Source organism: Ochrobactrum sp. 19YEA23 (assembly GCF_029909865.1).
Classification (GTDB): Bacteria; Pseudomonadota; Alphaproteobacteria; order Rhizobiales; family Rhizobiaceae; genus Brucella; species Brucella gambitense.
Genome location: NZ_JASAMQ010000002.1, coordinates 283,805 through 307,111 on the forward strand (window position 1 = coordinate 283,805; position 23,307 = coordinate 307,111).

Genomic DNA, 23,307 nt, shown 5'->3' on the forward strand with positions numbered 1-23,307 from the left:
CATGTATACGAATTTTGGACTCTTTATTGGCGGCCATTGGTCGAAAGGTTCGGCCTTGGGAGAGGTCGTTTCGCCAGTCACCGAAAAGCCGCTCGGCTCCGTGCCGCTGGCGACGCTCGAAGACACCCGCAGAGCGCTCGACGCCGCCACCGCGGGTTTGCAGCCGTTGCGCGCCATGGGCGGCTTCGCGCGCGCCGACGCGCTGCACAAGGCCGCCGACGAAATGATCCGCCGCACGGACGAAGCCGTGCGAATGATAACCGCCGAAACCGGTAAACCAGCGGCGCAGGCGGGACGCGAATGGGGCCTCGCCTGCGACCAGTTCCGCTGGTATGCGGAGGAGGCACGGCGCATCTATGGCCGTATCGTCGACAGCCGCGTGGCGGGCGGGCGCTTCGAGGTCACGCATGAACCGCTCGGCGTCGTCGGCGCCTTCACCGCCTGGAACTTTCCGGCGGCGCTGCCGGCGCGAAAGCTCGCGCCAGCGCTCGCCGCCGGGTGTTCCGTCGTGCTGCGCCCCTCGTCGCAGACGCCGGGCGTCGCCATGGTCATGGTGGATTGCCTGCGTACGGCGGGCCTGCCTGACGGCGCTTTTAATCTGGTGGTCGGCGACACGGGCTCGACCTATGCGCCGATCATGGCGGACAACCGCGTACGTAAAGTGTCGCTGACGGGCTCGACCCGCATCGGCCAGCAGATGATTCGTGACGCCGCGGATACGGTCAAAAAAGTCTCGATGGAGCTCGGCGGCAACGCGCCACTGATCGTCTATGACGACGCCGATCTGGAAACGGCGCTCGATCTCGCCGTGCCGACCAAATTCGCCAACTGCGGGCAGGTATGCGTCACGCCGGACCGCTTCTTCATTCATGAGAGCCTGCATGACACCTTCGTCGAAGGCTTCGTCGAACGAACAAAGAAGATCCGGCTCGGCGACGGACTCGATCCCGAAACCGGCATGGGGCCGCTAATCAACGCCAACCGGCTCGCGGAAATCGACGCCATCGTCGCGAGCGCTATCGCCGCCGGGGCGACGCTCGCCCATGGTGGCAAGCGCCCGGCCCAGTTCAACGCCGGATATTTTTTCGAACCGACAGTTCTCACCGACGTGACCGATGACATGAAAGTATTCGCGGAGGAAAATTTCGGCCCCATCGCCGCAATCACCCGCTTCAAGAGCGAAGAAGAGGCGTTGGCCCGTGCCAACGCGTCCTATATGGGCTTATCGGCCTACGCCTTCACCCGCTCGCCGGATCGCGCCCGGCGCACCGTTGCCGCGCTCAAGGCGGGCATGGTCGGGATCAACAGCTTCGCGCTCGCCGCTTCTGAAGCGCCCTTCGGGGGGACCAATCATTCCGGCATGGGGCGCGAAGGGGGATTGGAGGGGATACAGGACTATCTCGATACCAAACTAGCGCAGATCGTGTTCTGAGGAGGCCGCATGTTCACCAACAGGCTCAAGAAACTCTGGTCCGAGGGCCAGCCAGCCATGAATGGCTGGCTTTCCATCGGCAATCCTTTCACCGCCGAAATCATGGCGGCGCAGGGCTATGATTCCATCACCATCGACATGCAGCATGGTGCGCTCGATTATAATTCGGCGTTGCCGATGCTGCAGGCCATGCGCGCTTCGGGCGTCACGGTCATGGCGCGCGCGCCATGGCGCGAGCCCGGCGTCATTATGAAGGCGCTCGACGCCGGGGCGCAGGGGATCATCTGCCCGATGATCAATTCGGCAGCGGAGGCTGCGGAATTCGTCAGCTATATGCGCTATCCGCCGAAGGGCCAGCGCAGTTTCGGCCCCACCCGTGCCGCCTTCGCCTATGGAAGCTATGGCGTGGCTGCCAATGACGAGGTCGTGGCGCTCGCCATGATCGAAACCCGCGAGGGCGTAGACAATCTAGAGGAGATCGCCGCGACGCCGGGCCTCGATGGCATCTACGTAGGCCCGGCCGATCTGACACTCGGCACGCAGGAAGGTCGTCTGCCGCCCGGTTTCGATCGAGAGGAGCCGGAAATGATTGAACTAATCCAGCATATTGTCGCCGTCTGCAGAAAGAATGATATCCGCGCCTGCCTGCATTGCGGAACGGCCGAATATGCCGCCCGCGCAGTAGAATGGGGTTTCGATCTCACCACCGTCTCCGGCGACACGCGCCTGCTCGCCGCCGCCGCTGCCGCCTCCGTCGCGAGATGGCGCGAACTAACCGGCGCGACCCTCACAAAGGCGACGGAAGGAGCCTATTGATGCCGCATCTTCTGGTGGCGGGAAAACTTCACCCGTCCGGCGAGGCGCTGCTAGAGCAGTTGAAAAGCCGGGATTTCACCGTCGATTACGTCGAGGAAGTGTCGGAAGCCTCCTATGCGCCACTGATCGCCAGGGCGGATGCGATGGTGCTGCGCACGCAGCCGCTTTCCGCTGCTACCATCGCGCGGGCCGAGCATCTCAAGGTGGTGTCGCGCCACGGCGTCGGCTATGACGCCGTCGATCTTGGGGCGCTGAATGCGCGCGGCATCGCACTCACCATCGTCGGCGACGTCAATTCGGTGTCGGTCGCCGAACACGCAATGATGCAGCTTCTGGCCGGGGCCAAACGGGCGCTCCGCGCTGACCGCGCCGTGCGCGAGCCAGGCCAGTGGGACTGGCGCAACAAGCTGCAACAGCGGGAAATATCCGGCAAGAACCTGCTTATCCTCGGCTATGGCCGCATCGGGCGGCATCTGGCCCGCATGGCTTCTGGCTTCGGAATGCAAGTTCGTGCCTGCGATCCCCTGCTTGAAAAGGCTGGTTGGCCGGAAGGCGCGGTAACGCCGGTTTCGCTCGATGAGGGACTGGGCTGGGCAGACTGCATTTCGGTCCACATCCCCAGAAGTGACACGCCGGCTATCGGCGCCGCGGAATTCGCGAAAATGAAACCCGGCGTCATCCTCGCCAATACAGCGCGCGGAGGTGTGGTGTGCGAAAAGGCGCTCGCGGACGCGCTCGCATCCGGACAAGTCGGGGCTGCGGGCGTCGACGTGTTCGAAGAGGAACCGCCCGTTGACGGATCGCCACTGTTCTTCCATGACGCAGTCCTTCTCTCTCCCCATATCGCCGGCCTCACCGCCGAGTGCGGGGAGCGAATGGCGATCGCATCCATCGAAAATGCGGTCAATTTTCTGGCGGGAACCATCGAGCCGCATCTGATCGTCAATCAGGAGTTCGCCCATGCGTGACAAGCCGAAACTGCGCGTTGGCCTGATCGGCACCGGCTTTATGGGCAAGGCCCATGTGTTCGGCTTCGCGTCCGCCCAGAAGGTTTTTGACCTTCCCTATCAGATCGAATTGCATACAGTCGCCGATATCACCCCTGAGGCAGCCGAACGCGCGGCAACGGATTTCGGCTTCGATCACTCGACCGCCGACTGGCGTGACCTGGTCGCCAACCCCGAAATCGATCTGATCGACATCACCGCGCCCAATGCACTGCACAAGGAAATGGCGCTGACCGCCATCGCTGCGGGCAAGCACGTCTATTGCGAAAAACCGCTCGCGCCACTGGCAGCGGATGCGCGGGAAATGGCCGAGGCTGCGACAGCCAAAGGAATTAAGACCCAAGTCGGGTTCAACTATCTCTGCAATCCCATGATGCGTCTAGCGCGTGATATGATTGCCGCCGGCGAACTGGGGGAAATTCGCGGCTATCGCGGCCTGCACGCCGAGGATTATATGGCAAACGCAACGGGTACCTTCACCTTCAGGCACCATCCCGCCGGCGGTGGCGCGCTTGCGGATATCGGCAGCCATGCGCTGGCGACAGCCGAATTTCTGATCGGCCCGATCAGTGACGTCATGGGCGACTGCATCACCATGATCGCGGAACGCCCCGACGGGAAAGGCGGGGTGCGCAAAGTCGAGGTGGACGACGTGGGCCGCGCGTTCCTGCGCTTCGCCAGCGGCGCGCAGGGCTCGATTGAGGGCAACTGGATCGCTACCGGCCGCAAAATGCAGCACGATTTCGAGATTTATGGCGAAAAAGGCGCGCTCGCCTTCACCCAGGAACGCTTCAACGAACTACATTTCTATTCGACACAAGATGTCGCCGGCCGCCGGGGTTTTCGACGGATCGAGGCGGCGCCGGATCATGCGCCTTACGGCCGTTTCTGCGTCGCGCCCGGCCACCAGCTCGGCTTCAATGATCTCAAGGCCATCGAGATCGAAGGCTTTTTACGCGCCATTGCGGGCGAAACTCCCGAGCCATTCGGCTTCACCGCTGGCCTGCGCATCCAGACGCTAGTGGAGACAATCCAGCACTCTTCGAAGGCGGGTCGATGGATGAAGTTACCACGCTGATTGCTTCCCAAGGCGCAACGATCGCCTTCCTGGCGCCCGGATAGTCGAGCCGGGCGCCTTTTTGTTCCTTGCGGTTATGCCACACTTGGCTTGCTGCAATATTTATTGCACAATGACGCAACGGAGAATTGTATGGGTTCAGCGAACATTCCGAGCAATTATGAAGAACTGATCAAGCTCATTCACGAGCAGCATGATCAGATGAGCAAGACCTATCAGCGCATCTCCGTATTCCTGACGCAAAATCCGAACGACGTCGCTGTCCAGTCGGTCAACGCCATCGCGGAACGATGCGGGATTCATGCGTCCAGCTTTGTGCGTTTTGCCCAGTCACTCGGTTACAAGGGCTTCAAGGAACTGCAGGTTCTATTCCAGCAAAGGTTGGCCACAGCAGCACCGGGATTCGAAGCCCGCGTCAGGGCACTGGAAACTGAGTTGCGACAGAGCAGCGACCATTCGGAAGTAAGCCTGCTCCGTGAACTGGTTGTGCGCGATATCGCCTCCCTGCAGGAATTGCTGGAGGATATTTCACAGGAAGATCTGACCTATGCCGCCGACGCCCTGTTTAAGGCGGATACAATCTATCTACTCGGACAGCTACGCTCCGAGCCTGTCGTTGAGCTTTTGCGCTATGTCCTGACAATGCTTGGCAAGCGCTGCGTTCTGCTCAGTTCCTCCGGTGGGCTCGCCACGCATATGGCTAGGACGATGCGCAACAACGATGTGCTGGTGGCAGTGTCGTTCCGCTCTTACGCCAATGAAGTCGTGAACATCGTCGAGGAAGCGGGTGCCAAGGGAATAGAGATCGTTGCGATCACAGACAGCACGCTTTCGCCGCTGGCAAAATCCGCCCGGGTGCTCTTTGCTGTTCCCGAACATGACTACACATTTTCTCGCTCGCTCGCTGCACCCATGTGTCTGGCGCAAGCTCTGGTCGTTGCGGTGGCAGCGCGGGTACAACATGATCATTCGGCCCCTCGAATTCCTACCGTAACAGGTGCCGACGCACGAAAATGAATGCGGAAACGAAAACGTCCGGTGCACGTGGCACCGGACGTAAAACTGTGAGGTTGACCGTCATCAGTACGGGGAATCCGGGAAGTAGAACTCCGCAGCATTCTCCTTCGTGATGAGCGGGCTGCCAAGCACATAGCGACCGGTAATTGGTGCCTGCGTAGCGTACTTCATGGTCGTCAATTCAATTGCCGGGATGATCAGCGTCGGCGGATAGAAAATGTCTGCGTCCACATGGTCGGAGCCATCCATCACCATCTTCACGACCTTGTTCATGCCAGAGCCGCCAAGCACTGCGACATTCTTCCTGCCAGATTGCTTGATCGCTTCCATTGCGCCCAGGGCCGCATCGTCATCGCCTGCCCAAACGCCGTCGATCTGGGAGAAGCGCTGCAGCATGTCCTGCATCACTTCGAAACTCTTGTCCGGATTCCAGTTCCCATACTGCATATCAAGAACCTCGATCTTCGTTCCTTTCAGAACGTCGTTGAATGCTTCGATGCGAATATTGTCGATGGCCGTCGGAATACCGCGCAAAACCACGATTTTTGCGCCGTCAGGGAATTTTCCCTTGAAGTATTCGGCGGCTACCTTGCCATATTCGGGATTGTCGCCACCCACGTAGAGGTTCTCTATGCCCGGTTCCGAAAGCCCGCGATCGACGACGGTAACGAAAACGCCTTTCTGCTTAATGGTCTTGACGGGCTCGGTGAGAGGATCGGATTCCATGGGCAGAACGACGAGCGCCTTGATCCCGCGCGCCATCATGTCCTCTATATCGTTGACCTGCTGCGTGGCGCTCGATGATGTCGTCAGCACGAAGTCGACATTTGGAAACGCCTTCTTCATCGCATCAATCGTGCGTTTTGTATGATAGTTTAATCCGCCGGTCCAGCCATGCGTGGCGGCCGGGATCGACACACCGATCAGCGTTTCTGCAGCATGTACGGGCATGGCCCAGCCGGCGATCGCGATACTGACTGCGGCAAAATATGTCCTTATTCTTCCTCGCATGTTTCGTCTTCTCCTGTGATCGATAGTTCATTGATGCGGCACTGCCGGTATCCCAACTCAATCAGTCGCTCTGTCCCGCTGCAAAAGCACGGCGATGATGATGATGACGCCCTGAAAGGCTCCGTTGAGATATGGACTAACAACGCCCGTCAGATTGAGGATATTTGCAATAAAACCCAGGATCAGCACACCGACGATGGTGCCCCAGATGCGCCCATAACCGCCCGCTAGCGCCGTACCGCCGATGATGACCGAAGCGATGGCCTCAAGCTCCCACATCAGGCCCGTCGAAGGTGTGGCCGACCCGAGACGCGGCACGTAGATAACCGTGGCAATGGCGACGCAAATTCCCTGGATCACATAAGTAGCGATGCGCACCCCATCGACCGGAATGGCTGAAAACCGCGCGACATTGCGATTGGAGCCGATGGCCGCGGTGTGGCGACCGAAGCGCGTTTTCCACAAAACGAGTTCGGCAGCGATCGCGATCACGATTAGCACGATCACGGGGATAGGGATTCCCAGTACGGCATTGTAGTAAATCGGCCGCACGGCGTCGCGCAGCGAAAAATTCAGTGAGATCGCGCCGCCATCGGAAAGCCAGGTCACGAGCGCGCGAAAGATGCCCATTGTACCAAGCGTGACAATGAAAGCCTCGACACGACCCTTGACGACCATGGCTCCATTAAGGAAGCCCGCCGAAGCACCGAGAAGCAGGGAAACCACGATCCCGGCAACAACCAGAAGCCATCCAGTGTCGGACCAGTCCGCCAGGGCGTTCATCGCCATGATGGTGAGCCCAGCGATCAGCGCCGAAAGCGAACCTACCGAAAGATCGAGGCCTCCTGCAGTTATCACAAAGGTCGCTCCGATGGCGATAATGCCGATGATCGCGCTGCGGGTAAAGACATTGGTCAGGTTTTCGTAGGTCAGGAAATTATCGCTCATCAGAAGGCCGATCAGCATCAACAGTACAAGTGCCAGCAACGGTCCCGTAGAAGTGAGTATCCTCGACAGAAACGCGCGGTTCTCCGCAACTGCACCGGTCGTTTCAGCGGTTCGATCAGACATGCTGCATTTCCTCCTGCAACCCCATCGCGAAGCGAATGATCGCCTGCTCACTAATTTCGCCGTTTCGCAGTTCGCCGGTGATACGGCCTTGACGCATGACGAGAACCCGATCCGCGAGCCCCACTATCTCCTGCATCTCGGAGGAAATGACGACGACGCCTTTTCCTGCCTCCGCGAGACGAGCAATGACTTCATAGATCTGCTGTTTGGCCCCTATATCGACGCCGCGCGTAGGTTCATCGAAAACCACAATCTCGGGCTCGATCGCCAGCGTCTTCGCGATCAGGACCTTTTGCTGGTTGCCACCACTCAAGGCGCCGACCATCCCGTCGAGACGGGTACCGCGGATATCGTAAGCGCGCACCGCTTCCTGAAAGCCGCGCCGTTCGGCTGCCGCATCGATCCAGCCCGGCCCGGCAAGTGCGCCCTTCACAAGTGCCACATTCTGCGCAATGGACCGGGTGAGCAGCAGGCCTTTGCCCTTTCGGTCTTCGGTCAGATAGGCGAGCCCCAACCGCCAGGCGTCACGTGCATTCGGCAGGGCCCGATCCCGGCCACGTAACCGGAAATGTTGGCAAGAGGCAGGTCGCAGGCCGAACAGCGCCTCGAAAAGCTCGGTCCTGCCCGACCCGACGAGACCGGATAGTCCGAGAATTTCGCCGCGCCTTATCGCGAGTGATACATTGCTCACCGCACCTGGAGAAGTAAGGTTGCAGACCTCCATCAGCACGTCTCCATCACGGGCCGAGCGTCGTGCCGGATATATTTCCGAAAGCGGGCGGCCAACCATGGCTTCGGCCATGTCTTTCTGCGAAATCTGGGTGACGTTTTCCACGCGCACGATCCGTCCGTCGCGCAGCACAGCGACACGGTCGGCGATCTCCTCGACCTCGTCGAGACGATGTGACGTGAAGATCACCGCTCCGCCTCCTTCCGTGAAAGCACGAATACGCTCGAAAAGCCTTGCAGCTTCCATTGCCGAAAGAACAGCTGTCGGTTCATCCATAAGAATGATTTTCGGACGGCGGGCGAAAGCCTTGGCCAGTTCGATCATCTGCCAGTCGGAAACGGGAAGGTCGCGAAGACGCGCCTTCGGCGAAGCCGATGAACCGAGTTCCGCGAGCATCCGCGCGGCCTCCGCCTCGCTCGCACGGCGGTCGATGAAAGGACCACGGACGATCTCACGCCCGAGAAAGACATTTTCCGCCACGCTGAGATGGGGAGCCAGGCAGAACTCCTGATGAACCATGACGATGCCGGCCTGTTCGGCCGCAACCAATGTGGTGGGTGCCGGCGCACCGTCGAACGTTATCCTTCCCGTGCTAGGCGCCATCAGACCTGCCGCGATGCGCATCAGCGTGGATTTTCCCGCGCCGTTCTCGCCGACGAGTGCCACCACCTGCCCTTTGTCCACATCAAGGTCGATGCTCTGAAGCACCGGGATGCCAGCAAACGTCTTGGCAACCTTCTCGAATGAGAGGAGAGCCATTGTCAGCACAAACGCGTGGCAGAAAACGACACGCTATGACTAGCGCGCCAGAGGCCGCATATCCGTGGCTTTGTAGGTAGCCTCACTTCATGCATTGCAGTCCCTCCCAACAAGAATGCAATACTAATTGCAGAATAAATAATATGTCAATAAATGTTTCTATTCCTGGGCTGGACTTTGCGACTAGTCCGACAATTTTGACGCTCGGTATCTATGCCGAGAGCCCCGCAACAGGGTATCCAGGCCGTTATGGTCCCGGGAATGTATCAAAATGACGTCGGGGAACACGAAAGCCCTGCGGTATCAGGACCGCAGGGCTGTTCATTGAATACGAATGGTTGGCATCAATTCTTCGCGCTACGGGCCTTTTGCCGATAGACATCCACAATGACCGCAGTGACGATTATAAGGCCCTTGATGATTTCCTGATAATAGGCGTCAACGCGAAGAAATGTGAAGCCCGAAAGCATCAGTCCCAGGATGACGGTTCCGATCACAGTTCCAAAAATCCGCCCACGTCCGCCTGAAAGGGAAGTTCCGCCGATAACTGCGGCTGCGATGGCGTCAAGTTCGTACATCATACCCATCCCTGCCTGTGCTGTCTCGGCCCGGGCAGCGGTAACGATACCCGCCAATCCGGAAAGAAGCCCCGCTATAGCATAGACCTTGATGATATGGGTCTGAACGTTGATGCCGGACACACGGGCGGCCTGCGCATTTGCTCCGATCGCATAAGTGAACTTGCCATAGCGGGTGTAGCGCAACGCAATATGGAAGATAATCGCCACCACGAGAAATATGGCGACGGGCCACGCGCCGCTGCCGATGGCTGCAAAGCTATCCGTCGGAAACGAAATCGGCTGACCCTTCGTATACCATTTCGCAATGCCCCTGGCGGTGACCATCATGCCAAGCGTGGCGATAAATGGAGGAATCCCGGTGCGTGCGATCAGGACACCATTGATGATTCCCGCAAGTAGACCAAGGCCAAGGCCGATCGCAAGCGGTACGATGACCGGCAGGTCCGTCAAGGCTGGATATATTGCGCGGGAATAGCTGCCTGCCTGAGCGAAACTCATTGCAATCATGGCGGTCATGGCGACCACGGAACCCGAACTGAGGTCAATGCCGCCCGTAATGATGACCTGTGTCACCCCAACAGCGATGATACCGACGACCGAGACCTGCAATATCATAATTGTCAAACGTTGTGGATTCATCAGGAAGCTTTGCCCCTGAAAAATCCAGCCAAGAATCTCAAAGACCAACGCCACGCCGATCAGAACGCTTAAAATGTTCACTTCCTGCGGCAGTTTGCGCTTTTGCTCCCCAACCGGCTCGATTTTCATACTATCCATTGTTTCCTCTTCACCGAGCTGCCAGTTCCATTATCTTCACCTGATCGGCGTCGGCACGATCAAGAATGCCGGTCATATGGCCCTCGTGCATGACCAGTATCCGGTCCGACATGCCCAGCACTTCGGGCAGTTCGGACGAAATCATGATGACAGCGACACCTCGTTGCGCCAGTTGCGATATCAGCCGGTGGATTTCCGCCTTGGCGCCCACATCGATGCCGCGCGTGGGTTCGTCAAGGATGAGAATTTCAGGCTGGGTCATCAGCCAGCGTGCGATCAGAACCTTCTGTTGATTACCGCCCGAAAGATTTTCGATCCGCTCGTCGAGGTTGGGTGTTTTCACCCGCAGCGTCTTGCGCATTTCCTCACATTGAAGTGTCAGCCGCCGCTCATCGACAAACCCGGCGTGGGCATAGTTTTCCTGCAATGCGGCAATCTGCATATTCTCAAGAATAGAAAGAGGCAGGAAACAGCCGGTCTCCTTTCGGTCCTCCGTCAATAATGCCATGCCTTCCCGCATCGCATCCGAGGGTGCCCGAATATCAGTTTCTCTTCCGTTGATGCGAATACTACCCGAGGTCGCGGGTGTTACGCCGAACAGGGCTTCGGCTACGTTCGAACGGCCAGAACCGACAAGCCCGGCGACACCGAGAATCTCACCGCGCCGCAAATCGAAACTGATATCGTGAAACACACCACGAAGGGTAAGACCGTTTACCGACAATATAACGTCGCCGATCTCGGCCTTCTCTTTGGGAAACATGTTGGTTATTTCGCGCCCCACCATCATACGGATGATGTCGTCGCGCGTTACATCGGAACTGGCGTGAGTGCCTACATAGGAACCGTCACGGAATACCGAAAATTCGTCCGCGATCTCAAAAAGCTCGTTCATCTTATGGGTGATGTAAACAATCCCGATCCCCCGGGAGCGCAGATCGCGGATGATGTCGAACAAATGTTCCACCTCGGTTTCGGTCAATGCGGAAGTCGGTTCATCCATGATCAGGACGCCGGATTCGTAGCTGACGGCCTTGGCGATTTCGACCATTTGTCGTTGGGCGATTGTCAACGTGTGAACATCTGCCAGAGGATCGATGTCGATTTTTAACTGTTTGAATAGTGTCCTGGTTCGGTCCGTCATTTCGGCGTGATCGATAAGCCCGATTGAATTCGTTGGCTCGCGCCTGATCCAGATATTCTCGGCGACGGTCATGAAATTCATGAGAGCGAGCTCCTGATGGATCATAGCGATGCCACGTTCCAAAGCATCTCGGGGACTTTTCAGGCTGATATACTCACCGCGAAGGCGTATTTGACCTTCGTCCGGCGTGTAAACGCCTGCAATGATCTTCATAAGGGTCGATTTGCCCGCGCCGTTCTCGCCCATCAGCGCGTGAACCGTTCCCGGGCGCAAGCGGAACTGCACATTGTCAAGGGCGACGACGCCCGGAAACTCCTTGCGTATTCCCTCAACTTCAAGAAGATAGTCGCCTTGTTGCGCCTTGAATTGTTCAACTGCCTGCATCGTCGTCGTGGAAATCATTTGCTCAATCCCCAATGCACTGCCGAGCAAATCGTTTGTTTTGCCCCATGGGATTGGCGCCGGGCATTCCGGCGCCGCTCGTTTTCAGTTTTTGGATTTGTACTGCGCGAGATTCTCTGGCGTCACGAGTTCGAACGGAACGACCACCTTTTGCTCGAACTGCTGCCCGCGCGCGATTTTCAGGACCGTGTCCAGCGCACCTTCACCCTGCCCTTTGGCCGATTGATAAACTGTAACGTCGAGATCACCGGCTTCCATTGCGCCCAAAGCGTCCTGCGTAGCATCGACACCACCGACGATGACGCCCTTCATGTCAACGCCAGCAGACTTCATCGCCTGGATGGCACCGAGCGCCATTTCGTCGTTGTTCGAGATCACGGCGGCGGGCTTCATACCGGACGTTATCCAGTTGGTCATGAGATCGATAGCAGGCGTTCGCATCCAGTTCGCCGATTGTGAATCGAGCACCTTTATGTCCTTGCATGCATCGGATTTGAGAACTTCCTCTGTTGCTTTCGTGCGGCCTCGCTGTCCAGTAGTGCCGAGTTGGCCCATAAGAATGACGGCATCGCCTTTTCCACCGAGTAAACGGCATATTTCCGTGGTTTCGAGCCGTCCCGCCTGCTCCTCATCGGAACCAACCCATGCCTGTTTTTCAGGGAATTCATCCATATTTGCAGGCAGCATGTTCACGAATACGAGAGGTACCCCTGCTCTTTCGGCAATCTTCGACATTGCCCGGCCCGAATCCGCATCAATGAGCATCGTAATAATGCCGTCGACACCTGATGCCGCGAAGTTTTCGATCTGGGACTGCTGGCGCGCTATATCGCCCTGCGCATCCTCCATCTGCACTTCGACGCCGACTTCGCCGGCGTGGCGCTGAATGTTGTGGCGCAGGACGGTCAAAAAATTGTCGTCGAATAACGACATCGCAACACCGATCTTTTCGGCATGAGCCTGCCCTGCTAGTACCGCGCAAAACGCGGCCGCAAACGTAATCTTCCTAATCATGCTGTTCGCTCCTCCTCAGCGTCTATCGGGGACGCCTCCCTGATCTTTCGACGCCACCGCCTGTCTGGAGGCAATGCGGCGCCATCGTCCGGCCGCCTGGTTCGTGCGGTCGGAACGTTCAGTCGTCATCATTCGAAAGCGAATGAGAAAGCCTTACCCATCATGGCGGTTTGAATATCCGCCATTTCTACCGACAACGGGCAACCTCCTGCTCCCGATAGCATCATAGCCACGGTAAAATAACATTTCAACAAAAATTGCAGAAATTATTTACTGCAATATCTGTTCTCGATGCGATATCCAGCTGATAAACCCCAGCCATCGCAAATCAGGACTGAAATGTCTCCTTGGGGCTGGCCGATGGGCGCGAATGGGCCATCTCCAGCTACGCGGGCGCTTATGTGACACGAGCGGTTTCGCTCGACCATAAAATCCTTCTAGGATTTCGCCACGGGACGGCTGCGCATACGTGTCACCGTTTCCCGCTCGGCGCGTCGACAGATTTGGGGTGGTAGCCCGCGCAGGATAAGTTCCGTATCGGCGAGGACGAGCCTGCCGATCTCCAGAAAGCTCTCTCGCATACCGCCACTGCGATGACTGGACAGGACCACACCGTTGAGTTGTCGAAGAGGTGCGTCCCCCGGTAGTGGCTCGACGGGATAAACATCTATTCCCGCCCGTACATGTCTGCTTCGGACCGCACACTCCAGCGCGTCGAAATCGATGATCCCGGCCCGGCTCATGACCAGAACCACCGAACCACGCGGCATCAACGACAACTCACGCTCACCGATAAAACCCTGGTTCTCGCTGGTGGCACTCGCAAAGAGAAACACGACCTGCGATTGCCGGAACAGATCATCGAGCGAGGATGGAATACAGTCCTATTCAATGATCCGTCGTTCGGCAAGCCACGGATCGAAAACCCGCACTTGGCAGCGAAAGGGCACCAGCATTTCGCGCAGGCGCCGGCCAAGATCGCCCAAGCCCACAATACCCACCCGCGCGTCAGTTAAAAGGAAGCTGTCGACATTGCTCGCCACCCCCCATTTTTCCGATCGTGTTCGAAACGCTTGGTGCGTTGCCGTGATCTCGCGACACAAATCCAGGGCCATGCCGAGCGCCGTCTCCGCGACCGACGTTGCATAGACCGGGCTGGTGTTGAGCACATGGACGCCGTGGTCCAAACACCAAGTATAGTCGATATTGGGAAGGAAATTGCCTTCGACGTTGAATATGGCCCGCAGGCTGGTCATCTGCGCCAGGCGTTCCGCCGGCAGATCGATCTGCCCGATGCAAATCGTCGCTTCCACCAGGGCGGCGTCGAGGTCCAGTTTCGAAAGGCGACGCCCATCCGCATGCACTCGAACGGTTCCCAACTGCGCAAACCTCGCCATAACGTCCGGCTCGAAGATCATGTCGAGTGTGCGCGGCTCGGGATCCGCGATCAGGATGACGGGTTTACCGGAATTTGTGGCGGTCATAATCTGCAATCCACCCATTCGCCGGTCGCATTGGACTGGACCGCAGCCTGAACGAACCTGACTCCCTTTGCACCGTCGATAACATCGGGATAGGCAAGCAGCTCTTCGGGAAGCGTCCTGCCAGAGCGACGCGCATCAATCGCGACCGCAAACTCCGTATAGAGATTTGCCCAGGCGTCGGTCAACGCCTCGGGATGACCGCGCGGCATGCGCACGAAGCGTGCGGCGGCGGGATACATGCCCGCGCTATAACCTCGACTGATGATCTGCGTCGGGGAATCCAGCGGCGTAAACAGAAGGTGTTCTGGATTCTCCTGGTTCCACTCGAGTCCAGCCAGGCTACCGAACACCCTGAGCCGCAAGCCGCATTGCGTTCCTGCTGCCGCCTGCGACACCATCAATGTGCCGGGCAACCCGCCTTCGAAACGCAAGTGCATGAAGGCGGTGTCCTCAAGCGATTTCGGAGCGCCGGCGACATGGAAAAACGCCCGCACCTGTTCGAGCTCCTTGCTGGTGGCGAAGCACGCGAGATGCATGGCATGCGTACCGATGTCACCTACTGTGAACGCCGCACCTACCTTCGCTGGGTCGAGACGCCAGGGACACTCGCCATCCTGGTCCGTCAGGTTGACTGCCCATTCCTGAAAATATTCGACATGTATCTGGCGAACATCCCCCAGCATGCCGTGGCGGATCATCTCGCGTGCCTGCCGCACCATGGCATGGGCGGCATAGGCGTAGGTGACGCCGAAAACAAGCCCGGTGGTCTGCTGGCGACGTACGAGCTCGAGCGCGTCATCGAGGTTGGTCGTCAACGGCTTGTCAGAAATGACGTCGATCCCGGCGTCCAGAAATGCCGACGCAACAGCGTGATGTAAATGGTTCGGAGTAGCGATTACCACGGCGTCGATGCCGTCGGAGCGTTCGGCTTCGCCCTGCGCCATCTGCCCAAAACCGCTGTAGATGCGATCATCATCGAGCATCCATGCGCGACCGGACCGGCGTGCGCGTTCCGGGTCGGAGGAAAGAGCACCCGCGACTATGTGCCAGCGATTGGACAATCGCGCGCCGTTGGCATGAACGTTGCCTATTAATGCACCTTCGCCGCCGCCGACGAAGCCGAGCCTGAGCAGGCGTGAAGGTGGTGGAAAACCTGAAAAGGATGCGTTTACAACCATCGGACAAATTCTTCTCATTTGGAGAAATGTGGTCCCGCTCGGTGGCGGGACCGTGCCACCGTTACTTGTATTGCTCGGCATTTTCCTTGGTGACCAGAACGGTGCCAGGATCGGTCACCATCGGCACATCCTTGCCGGCCTTCATGTCCACGAGCGCCTGGATGCCGAGGCCTGCCATTTTCTGCGGCGCCTGCGCGACGGATGCGATAAGCTCACCTGCAAGAATAGATTTCGCCGCGTCCGGGTTGGCGTCGTAGCCCACGACCAGAACGTCTTTCAGCTTAGCGGCAGCCTTCAAAGCCTCCACGGCACCGAGCGCCATATTATCGTTTGAACCGAAAACCCCCTTGATGTTCGGATTGCCGGTCAGGATGGTTTCGGTTACCGACTGCGCCTTGGCACGATCCCAGTCAGCTGGTTGTGCGGCAACGATCTTCATACCGCAACCTTCGAGCGCTTCTTTGGCTCCGTTGTAACGATCGGCACCGTTCGTCGTGGTCATGACACCCTGCAGGATGGCAACCTCGGAACCAGGTTGCAGTTGCTTGCACATGAATTCGCCGCCGAGCTTGCCGCCCTCCAGATTGTTGGTCCCGATGAACGGCACATCCTTGTTCGTACCGGCTCCATCAACGAAAACTACCTTAACGCCAGCTTCTTTCGCTTGGTCTACGACTGGCGCGAGAGCGGCAGGATCGGTCGGCGCGATGGCGATGCCCGCCACCTTTTGTGCAATCAGGTCTTCGACCTGGCCGATCTGCGCCTGAACATCCGTTTCGCTTGGCGGAGATACCACAACCACATCGACACCAAGTTCCTTGCCCTTCGCTTTAGCCCCTTCCTCAAAAGCGGCCCAGTATGGATTGCCAGCGGCTGGCCCTTTCATGGTGACCACATATGTGTCGGCGGCCTGGGCCGTTACGATCATGGCGGCGAAAGCGACGCCGGAAAGAAGAATTCTTTTCATTTCGGTTTCCTCCCATAATTTTAACGTCTCGCTGGAGTTTTTTCACCGGGCGTGCCGAGACAAAAGCATCCGGGATCGTGGGCGTTCAGCGCCGCACAGAGGCGTGCTTGCGCAAAACGTCGATGTAGACAGCAATTATGATGACAAAGCCAATCAGGATCATCTGCCAGAAGGCGCTGACATTGTTAATATTGAGACCATTGCGGAGCAGGCCCATGATGAGCACCCCGGCCAACACTCCTAGAACGGTTCCCCGTCCGCCGAAGAAGGAAGCGCCGCCGATGATAACCGCCGCGATAGCATCCAACTCGATCCCGATACCGGCATTGGGAAAGCCGCTGCCGCTTCGACCAACGAGCAAAAGGCCGGCAAGCCCTGCAAAGAAGCCGCAGATCATGTAGACCAGAACCAGAATTCTATCGACATTGACGCCCGATACACGCGCAGCCTGCGGATTGCCGCCGATCGCGTAGATATGACGTCCGGTTGCAGTGTAGTTGAGGAACAACCAGACAAGTACGGCGCTGACGAGCACGACGACGAGACTGACCGGCAACCCGGCTGGCGGCGCGAACAGTCCCAGGTCCCAATAGGCGATACCGAGATAGCGAACTTCCGGTTGAAGCCCGGAAACAGGTGCTCCGCCGGTCAGCAGATACGTCAGTCCGCGTGCGATATTGAGCGTGCCCAAGGTCATGATGAAAGGATGCGGAAGTCTTAGCTTCGTCAGTCCGGCGCCGTTGATATAGCCGACCGCCAGTCCCACTACAGGTCCGACCAGCAAACAGATCGGCCATGGCACGCCCGCCTGGGCAGACATGGCAATGCAGACCATCGCCAGTGCCATGGTTGAACCTACGGAAAGATCAATACCACCGGTTATGATCACCAGCAGCATGCCGAGCGCGAGCAAGGCTAGCGAGGCGTTCTGCTTGAGGATATTGGAGAGGTTTTCCGCAGACAGGAAGACACCGGGCTTGATGATAGCCAGAGCCGTCATCATGACGATGACGACCACGACAATGCCGTAAGTTTCGAGAAATTTTGAAAATTTTGGATTGTGCAGCACTTTATTTCACCCGATCGTGAGCCAATTCATCGGCATGGTCCTTTGCGCCCATGATCCAACCGATAACTTCGTTACGGTTCGTCTCTGAAAGCTTGGCCTCGGCGAAGTTGGTCCCATGAAAGAGGGCGATCACACGATCGCAGCAGTAGAAAATGTCGTCCATGCGATGCGAAATGATGATAACCGCGACGCCATGTTCCTTGAGTGAGCGTATCAGATCGAGCACCTTTCCAACTTCCTTGATCGCCAGTGCAGCCGTCGGCTCATCCATGATAACTAGCTTGGCATCAAAGGCGGTAGCACGTGCAATCGCAACAGCCTGACGCTGGCCGCCACTCAAATTCTCCGTATTCTGATCGATAGATTTGACGCTGATCTTCAGTTTTTCCAGGTGCACCTGCGCCATGAGACGGGCCTTGGCGTGATCGACAATCCGTAACGGCCCGAATTTACGGCCCGGTTCTCGGCCAAGATAGATATTCTCGTAGATCGGCATATTTCCGGCCAGCGCGAAGTCCTGATAGACCATCTCGATACCTTGCAGACGGGCGTCCTTCGGACCCGAAAAGCGCACCGGAACGCCTTGGAAAATGAGCTCTCCTTCGCTGGGCGCATAAAGACCAGACAGGATCTTCATCAAGGTAGACTTGCCAGCCCCGTTATCGCCGACAACACCCAGTACTTCGCCTGGATCAACGTGAAAATTTACGTCTCGCAACGCAGTAATCGCCCCGAAATACTTGGAAACGCCCCTTGCTTCCAGAAGGGGGGGCTGGGGCTGCAATATACCTGTCTTCTTCACGCTCTCCTCCCATTTCGCGACGACACCAACATGCCATACAGCGAAAATTCCTTATTGTTATATTTTGCAATATTTGTTGCATACAGTGGATTATCTGTCAATCGAGATGACTAACCGCTGCCAGATGAGGGATGACGCGAAGGGGGCTTTAAAGGATCTTCTTTCGTCATGGATCCTGCGTTTCGAGTTGTTACACCTAACGAACAACGTGAAACTGCTGCGCATTCGCTATCGAAACTTGGAAGATTGAATAGCTCAACCGGGATTGAAAACGGTGGTACTGACCCAGATTAGGTCAACAAATCCAAACAGGAGTCGCGGCTGAATGAATCGCTTTCGAAGCAAATGAGAAGCTTGATTTCGCGCAAACAAAATAGAATTAATCAGGAACGAAATATCGACACTTCGCCGACGAACCGGCGATGAAACTTCCTCTCGCTGGAACGAGTTTTCTTCCTTCCATTCAAACCAAATTGATTTGATAATCAATGTCTCAAATTGGACCAAGCTTCGAAGAGGTCTCTGATATAGTCAGTTGGCATTACCATTAATTCAGATTCCTAAAACCTATTAGTGAAATGCAATCGCTCGGCAAGTGCTTATCGCAGGCGTGGCAAGCAACATTGACAAATGCGATATGCACGCCCCAACCAGATTGCCAGTCAAGAATTCCCAACACTGAATTTTATACCGGTTTCTGGCCCTCTACGAATGCCGATCCGTTACGTAATCAGGATAGCCCGTAAGTCATTCACATTGGTTCCTGTCGGACCGGGCGTATATAGGTCGTTAATTGAGTTAAATGCAGTCCAAGAGTCATTTCTGGATAGCAAAATTCCAGGATCGATATCCGCCTCTCGCATTCTCAAAAGTGTATCCGACATCATAAACGCACCAGCGTTGCCCTCGGAACCATCGATACCATCGGTATCTGCAGCGAAGGCGGACACGCCGTCGACACCTTGCAAAGCAATGGCAAGTGCCAGCAGAAATTCGCTGTTTCGACCTCCCCTGCCACTGTTTCCCCGGAGTGTGACTGTGGTCTCTCCTCCGGATAAGAGCAAAACTGGCTTACGAAACGGTCGGTCACGCAGCTTAATTTCACGCGCAATCGCGGCGTGGACACCCGCTACATCCTTTGCCTGCCCTTCGATGGAATCCGAGAGAATGACCGCCTCAATTCCCTTCTTTTTCGCGTGTGCTGCAGCCGCCTCTAGCGAAAGCGTCGCCGAAGCGATCACCTCTGCCCGATTGTTCCGCAGGCGCTTATCACATGGCAACGGTGTGGTCACTGTAGAGAAGGTTAAATGGCGGACTGCGGTCTTTGGTAGTCTTATTTTATATTCATCAATAATTCTAAGCGCGTCTGCGCGTGTTGTATGATCTGCAATAGTCGGCCCTGATGCCACAAGCGCCGGATCATCGCCCGGAATATCAGAGACGACCAACGTCACAAGTTTCGCAGGCCAGACGGCCAGAGCAAGCCGCCCTCCTTTGATGTCAGAAAGCTGCTTACGAACCGTGTTCATCGCCGTAATTGGTGCACCAGATCCGAGGAGCGCATCGTTGATTGCAACCTCATCGGCGAGTGACATACCCTCGGGAGGGGAGGGCAGTAACGCGGAGCCGCCTCCCGATATTAAGGCAATTACCAGATCATCATCTGTTAGATCGGATACCGATCCGAGCAGGCGTTGCGTTGCGAGCAACCCCGCCTCATCAGGAACAGGGTGAGCTGCCTCAATAATCTCTATCCGATCACATTTTGCAGCATAACCGTAGCGTGTGACAACCACGCCTTCGAGTGGTCCCTGCCATATACTTTCAAGCGCAGCTGCCATCTGTGATGAAGCTTTGCCAGCCCCAATCACAATTGTCCGGCCTTTTGGTTTTGCTGGCAAAAACCTACCGATACTCAAGGCCGGATCAGCCGCGGCTACAGCTGCACGAAACAAGCCGTCAAAGAATGCTTTTGTGTCGGCAATCATGCAAATGCTCATTCAGTTGTGTTAGCTGCTTCATCAACGGCAAGTATGTAGCCATCAGGGAGATCGCCAACCAGATTGCGAACACGCTTGTTACACATTGCTTCAATAATCTGCAAAACCGCCTGTTTTGCACCTGCAACGCGTGATGGATGATCAGTATCAGCGGTAATATGTGGATAAAGCTTCATTCTGCCTCCGAGTTGTCGGGCAGGCTCAATATAGGGTGCAAGTGGGCCCCTAAAACGTCCCGTTTTCGCATCGCAGAAAATATCTGCATCAATGAACGCGTAACGCACCTGTCCACCCTGCATCGCATCCGACAAGGCTGCAACATCGACAACTTCTCCACGATCAAAGTTCACCACAATGGCTCCGGGCCGCATTACCTTTAACAGTGGAGCGCCAACAATGCCGCAGTTCAGATAAGAGCCGCTAGTCGCGTCGCGCTCGCCAAGCCCTACATGCACACTCAGAATATCTGCATTGACACATGCGGCAACTGGATCATCGCTGTAATCAAAGCCCGCAGCGAGAATTCGCTCTTTATGCGCGGAACGCGCATAGACGGTTACATTCATCTGAAAGGCTTTTGCGAGCCTTGCGACCTCACGGCCAATATTACCAAATCCGAGGACAGCGAGTCGTTTACCCTCAAGTTTTTCTGTCGGATAAGCCTGAATATGAAACCGCGTATCAAAACGCCCGGTCAAAACCTGGTCATGTAGATCATCAAGTGGAAGGTCGGGCATCACACTCAGAATTGCCTTCATCACCATCTGTGCTGTGGCGCGACTGTTACTGCCTGGCGTGTTCATCAGCGGCGCATTACCACCAACACCGGTGCCACCGCCCCATGAGCTCGACCCCATATTCCCAGTCCCGGCACCGATCCGTACGCCGCCAAGACCAAATTGTGCCTGTAATGGAATAAAAGTCGCAGCTGCAATAACTGAATCATAACTTCCATTCCCTGCCAGTGTCATTTCTTCGTCCGAAGACAGATACGGCAGATAATAAAAATTAACTGCATCAGCACGCGCTTTTGCTGCGTTCTCCAGAACGCCACCTAAGTGAAATACGCCACCCTGCGCGCGGATAAACTCCGCCACCTCAGAATGATCCGGGCAACCACTGTGATCGAGTTTCAATCCAACCAGGTCGCAAATAAGTACTTTTTTCAATGAAGAAATACTTTCTCGAAATTAACTGCAATTGATTGTTGTTCTCAGTTTTAAGCTCAATCCAGAACCGGATTCACAGCGGCTGCTGAGCCGGAAAGCCGTTGCCAGTGTGCTGCAAAATGTTTGACTAACTGAGGATACTCATCTGCCCGGCATCCCAGCATCGCAACCGATAAGGCTGCCAGATCTTCTGCGTTTTTGCGTAGTTCCAACAACTGCTCTGCCTGATCTGAAGAAATAGACACCTCAGATTTAAGAGGCATGCGCTGTGCAATATCCGGCGCAATGAAGGTGTCATGGTAGTCAGACTGCAAAACGGCAATCTTCGCGCGTTGCCAGGCATATTGCAGATTTTCCAGCAGAAGTAGAATGTCCTCTTCACTGCGCACTCCGCCTACCCATGCACGGAAATCTCCCGGTGTCCCGGGAAAAGCATTGATATAAAACGCTGCACAAAGCCCTGCCTCATGACGACCATCTGCATGGGTTATGCCCTCGTAGCCCAGCAAACTTTTTGCTTTCGCAAGAATTCGCGCGTGGGTTTCAGGCTCATCAATATCCGCGTCATTTACGCTAAGCAATGTGACCGCGGCACCGCGCCGTTCGATGTCGCTGACTGTCAAAGACAATAATGAATGCGCCTTAGTCCAGTCCGCGATCACATTGCGATTGCGTACCGATGCACGGTTCAAAGCTTCAATATCGCCAATTCTATTCTTAATACGCATTAGACCGAAGGTCGTGCGCGCGAAGGCCAAAGCGCTATAAGTATTAATCACCCCGCCTAACATTCTATCGGTAGACGGATCATAAAAGGGCCCAATCTCCACGCTCGACTGGCCACTCAGCGGTCGCTTCGGATCAAGTGGCGCAGTCAGCCGCAGTTGTCGAGGAATAAACCAGGATTGGTTTTGCTGATTGCGCTCTACAAGCGCTAGTGCATATGGCGTGAACGATGCGACGAAGTAGCCTGCTATACCACCAATGGCCTTTTGCAGTGGCGTGAACAGGCAACACTTTTCCATAACAGCTTTGATGAGCGACTGCTCCCACGCCATTGCACCTAACAGGGACGTTGCGTCCAGAACTGCATGATGATTATCCGGATCTGCATCAATCCAGTCACAGAGATTGCGGATATCCGCCGAACTGTAACTGGTCGCACCGGTTGTTTCATGGCCAACGCCAATGAGCAGACGAATGCGCTTGCTTTTCAGCCATTCCGCCTCAGGTATCACCCCTTCGGATGTTGCAAAATGCACTCGACTGACATCACCGTTTTTGGCCTGACACTGCATGTCTAAAATCTGTGCTGCCCATGACTGTCGGAAAAAGCCTGCACCGACTGCATCATCGTTCTCCGGGGCAGGCGTATCGACATATACCTTGCAGTCTGGAGACGTGTTCATGAGATGCATGATACAGCTGGTAAAACCGCTATGCCCCCCGCCAAGGCCAACAGCCAGGCGGTTCTCTTCAGAAAAACCGAAGTAGCTGTGAATTTCACGCATCATATCCAGAATGATTTTATCTGCCGGATAGCCGCGATGCATGGATTGTTCGATTTCAGCTACAGTAAAACCACCGAGGTCCCTGCCCCGATCATCATATTTACGGTAATTGGCAGACAGCCATCGTCCAAACTCGAAGTTGATCTGCTGCGAGGGCAGAATACCTTCCGTGCCATCGGTAATCGGACCAACACCAAAATAAGGGTTGCCCGGACGGGGAGGAGGACCGCTTCGTGTTGCATTCTCAGCAAGTTCGATTGCTTTTTGGATTTTTTGACTGTGCATGGT

At 56.3% G+C, this 23,307-nt stretch carries 18 protein-coding genes and 1 pseudogene; 5 read left to right on the top strand and 14 right to left on the bottom strand.

The annotated features are described in order from the left end of the window. Window position 1 precedes the first annotated feature (1 nt). From QBD01_RS07935 to QBD01_RS07955, 5 genes are all read left to right on the top strand, one after another. Entirely contained in the window at window positions 2-1,432 is a 1,431-nt protein-coding gene (locus QBD01_RS07935; RefSeq protein ID WP_171319104.1) for an NAD-dependent succinate-semialdehyde dehydrogenase, read from the top strand. 9 nt (window positions 1,433-1,441) lie between these two features. Beyond that, entirely contained in the window at window positions 1,442-2,248 is an 807-nt protein-coding gene (locus tag QBD01_RS07940) for an HpcH/HpaI aldolase/citrate lyase family protein (protein ID WP_171319103.1), read from the top strand. Then, window positions 2,248-3,216: a hydroxyacid dehydrogenase gene (locus tag QBD01_RS07945; RefSeq protein WP_171319102.1), complete on the top strand. Its 969-nt coding sequence runs from the start codon at window positions 2,248-2,250 to the stop codon at window positions 3,214-3,216. The genes QBD01_RS07940 and QBD01_RS07945 overlap by 1 nt, the downstream gene beginning before the upstream one ends. Next, the gene (locus QBD01_RS07950) at window positions 3,209-4,333 is read left to right on the top strand and encodes a Gfo/Idh/MocA family protein (RefSeq protein ID WP_171319101.1); all 1,125 of its coding nucleotides are present in this window, start codon (window positions 3,209-3,211) and stop codon (window positions 4,331-4,333) included. Before QBD01_RS07945 ends, QBD01_RS07950 begins: the two co-directional genes overlap by 8 nt. 132 nt (window positions 4,334-4,465) lie before the next feature. After that, window positions 4,466-5,350: a MurR/RpiR family transcriptional regulator gene (locus tag QBD01_RS07955; RefSeq protein ID WP_171319100.1), complete on the top strand. Its 885-nt coding sequence runs from the start codon at window positions 4,466-4,468 to the stop codon at window positions 5,348-5,350. 63 nt (window positions 5,351-5,413) lie between these two features. Here the strand turns inward: QBD01_RS07955 and QBD01_RS07960 are convergent, their stop codons facing one another. From QBD01_RS07960 to QBD01_RS08025, 14 genes and pseudogenes are all read right to left on the bottom strand, one after another. Further along, window positions 5,414-6,361: a substrate-binding domain-containing protein gene (locus tag QBD01_RS07960; protein ID WP_171319099.1), complete on the bottom strand. Its 948-nt coding sequence runs from the start codon at window positions 6,359-6,361 to the stop codon at window positions 5,414-5,416. 57 nt (window positions 6,362-6,418) lie between these two features. Then, window positions 6,419-7,432, bottom strand: a complete 1,014-nt coding sequence (locus QBD01_RS07965) for an ABC transporter permease (RefSeq protein ID WP_280992347.1) — start codon at window positions 7,430-7,432, stop codon at window positions 6,419-6,421. Next, window positions 7,425-8,921, bottom strand: a complete 1,497-nt coding sequence (locus QBD01_RS07970) for a sugar ABC transporter ATP-binding protein (RefSeq protein ID WP_280992348.1) — start codon at window positions 8,919-8,921, stop codon at window positions 7,425-7,427. Before QBD01_RS07970 ends, QBD01_RS07965 begins: the two co-directional genes overlap by 8 nt. Window positions 8,922-9,265: 344 nt before the next feature. Next, window positions 9,266-10,270, bottom strand: coding sequence for an ABC transporter permease (locus QBD01_RS07975; RefSeq protein ID WP_376786641.1), 1,005 nt, complete (start codon window positions 10,268-10,270; stop codon window positions 9,266-9,268). 19 nt (window positions 10,271-10,289) lie between these two features. Next, complete coding sequence (locus QBD01_RS07980; RefSeq protein ID WP_171319095.1) at window positions 10,290-11,825, bottom strand: sugar ABC transporter ATP-binding protein; 1,536 nt, start codon at window positions 11,823-11,825, stop codon at window positions 10,290-10,292. An 84-nt stretch (window positions 11,826-11,909) separates the two neighbouring features. After that, the gene (locus tag QBD01_RS07985; RefSeq protein ID WP_392391349.1) at window positions 11,910-12,836 is read right to left on the bottom strand and encodes a substrate-binding domain-containing protein; all 927 of its coding nucleotides are present in this window, start codon (window positions 12,834-12,836) and stop codon (window positions 11,910-11,912) included. Between the two features lie 440 nt (window positions 12,837-13,276). Then, a pseudogene (locus QBD01_RS07990) lies at window positions 13,277-14,341 on the bottom strand (hydroxyacid dehydrogenase). Continuing rightward, the gene (locus QBD01_RS07995) at window positions 14,320-15,501 is read right to left on the bottom strand and encodes a Gfo/Idh/MocA family oxidoreductase (RefSeq protein ID WP_280992350.1); all 1,182 of its coding nucleotides are present in this window, start codon (window positions 15,499-15,501) and stop codon (window positions 14,320-14,322) included. The pseudogene QBD01_RS07990 and the gene QBD01_RS07995 overlap by 22 nt, the downstream one beginning before the upstream one ends. Window positions 15,502-15,562: 61 nt before the next feature. After that, window positions 15,563-16,468, bottom strand: a complete 906-nt coding sequence (locus QBD01_RS08000) for a sugar ABC transporter substrate-binding protein (protein WP_171319092.1) — start codon at window positions 16,466-16,468, stop codon at window positions 15,563-15,565. A gap of 85 nt (window positions 16,469-16,553) precedes the next feature. After that, window positions 16,554-17,537: an ABC transporter permease gene (locus QBD01_RS08005; RefSeq protein WP_280992351.1), complete on the bottom strand. Its 984-nt coding sequence runs from the start codon at window positions 17,535-17,537 to the stop codon at window positions 16,554-16,556. A gap of 1 nt (window position 17,538) precedes the next feature. Then, complete coding sequence (locus QBD01_RS08010; RefSeq protein WP_280992352.1) at window positions 17,539-18,339, bottom strand: ATP-binding cassette domain-containing protein; 801 nt, start codon at window positions 18,337-18,339, stop codon at window positions 17,539-17,541. 722 nt (window positions 18,340-19,061) lie between these two features. Next, a complete protein-coding gene (locus QBD01_RS08015; RefSeq protein ID WP_280992353.1) occupies window positions 19,062-20,327 on the bottom strand; it encodes a glycerate kinase in 1,266 nt (421 codons plus the stop codon). Between the two features lie 8 nt (window positions 20,328-20,335). Further along, window positions 20,336-21,508: an NAD(P)-dependent oxidoreductase gene (locus tag QBD01_RS08020; RefSeq protein ID WP_280992354.1), complete on the bottom strand. Its 1,173-nt coding sequence runs from the start codon at window positions 21,506-21,508 to the stop codon at window positions 20,336-20,338. A 56-nt stretch (window positions 21,509-21,564) separates the two neighbouring features. Next, window positions 21,565-23,304, bottom strand: coding sequence for a hypothetical protein (locus tag QBD01_RS08025; RefSeq protein WP_392391336.1), 1,740 nt, complete (start codon window positions 23,302-23,304; stop codon window positions 21,565-21,567). Window positions 23,305-23,307 lie beyond the last annotated feature (3 nt).